This window comes from Enterovibrio nigricans DSM 22720, assembly GCF_900167155.1.
Lineage (GTDB): Bacteria > Pseudomonadota > Gammaproteobacteria > Enterobacterales > Vibrionaceae > Enterovibrio > Enterovibrio nigricans.
Genome location: NZ_FUXU01000233.1, coordinates 1 through 1,116, shown reverse-complemented (window position 1 = coordinate 1,116; position 1,116 = coordinate 1). Strand labels below are relative to the sequence as shown.

At 42.8% G+C, this 1,116-nt stretch carries 2 protein-coding genes; both read left to right on the top strand.

The features are described from left to right. Positions 1-382 precede the first annotated feature (382 nt). Positions 383-751, top strand: coding sequence for a type II toxin-antitoxin system RelE/ParE family toxin (locus B5D35_RS23890; protein WP_023404384.1), 369 nt, complete (start codon positions 383-385; stop codon positions 749-751). Continuing rightward, on the top strand, positions 723-1,028 hold the full coding sequence (locus B5D35_RS23885; RefSeq protein WP_078754872.1) for a helix-turn-helix domain-containing protein: 306 nt from the start codon (positions 723-725) through the stop codon (positions 1,026-1,028). Before B5D35_RS23890 ends, B5D35_RS23885 begins: the two co-directional genes overlap by 29 nt. Positions 1,029-1,116 lie beyond the last annotated feature (88 nt).

Genomic DNA, 1,116 nt, shown 5'->3' with positions numbered 1-1,116 from the left:
ATGCTTAATAAACGACGAGGAAGGTGACACTAGATTGCCTGAAACTTAAAACTTTGCAACGGAGCCGGTAATCAGCCCCTTCTCCTTTCTAGCCAGAAAGACGTGCTAACTAAGTGAATACCACTATTGACAATATTGCAGTCGCCTTCTGAAAACGACATAGGCTCTTATGAACATTTGGTCAACAGTGGTCTGTTTTGGGCATGGTTCTCAATGGTAGTTCGCATAGAGTATGTTTTCAATATTTAACGAACCAAATATGCTGCTCTTTTTACTGGTTCACGAGAGGTGCACCCTATAAGTACTAGCAGTTTGTGTATATAGATTGCAATCTATATAGATTCTAATCTATAATTACACCAAAAGACGCCAAGCACCGACTATGTGGACAATACTGAATCGGCCAGTCTTCATTGACTGGTTTAAAACATTGAATAGCAGGGATAAGGTTAATGTACGTGCATCCCTTATTCTGCTAGAAGAAAGAGGCCCAACTTTACCTAGGCCATACGCTGACACCTTAGAAGGCAGCAAAGTCAGTAATTTAAAAGAGCTACGCGTGCAGAGTAGTGGAAAACCGATTAGGGTTTTCTTCGCTTTTGACCCTGAGCGCCAGTGTGTCATTTTATGTGGTGGCGATAAGACTGGTGATAAACGTTTTTACAAGAAGATGATCCCTATTGCAGAAAGAGAGTTTAAGGAGCATCTGGAGGAGCTAAATCATGAAAAGTCAGCCACTAAGCGCACTTGATGACCTAATGACTGAAGATGAACTGCACTTGGCACAACAACAAGCTGCAGAGATGTTACTTGAGCTAAATCTTGCAGAGATTCGCCATAGTGTTCAAATGTCTCAAGCTCAGGTTGCAGAATCTATGGGGATAAAGCAGCCTACCGTCGCCAGTCTAGAGAAAAATGGCAAAGACGTTAAGCTACTGTCACTAAAACGTTATGTCGAAGCGTTAGGCGGTCGCCTACGTATCGATATAGAAATGCCGGACGGCCATCACTTTGGTATGAAGGTCTAACGATACCAACAAGGTAAGATACTATCACTTCACACGAGTCAGAGTGACCTGCTCTGACTGGGGTTGTTGCAAAAAATTCAATCGGGCG

Coding starts and splice junctions, on each gene's coding strand:
- B5D35_RS23885 (WP_078754872.1), top strand. CDS start 723: ATGAAAAGTCAGCCACTAAGCGCACTTGATGACCTAATGACTGAAGAT.
- B5D35_RS23890 (WP_023404384.1), top strand. CDS start 383: ATGTGGACAATACTGAATCGGCCAGTCTTCATTGACTGGTTTAAAACA.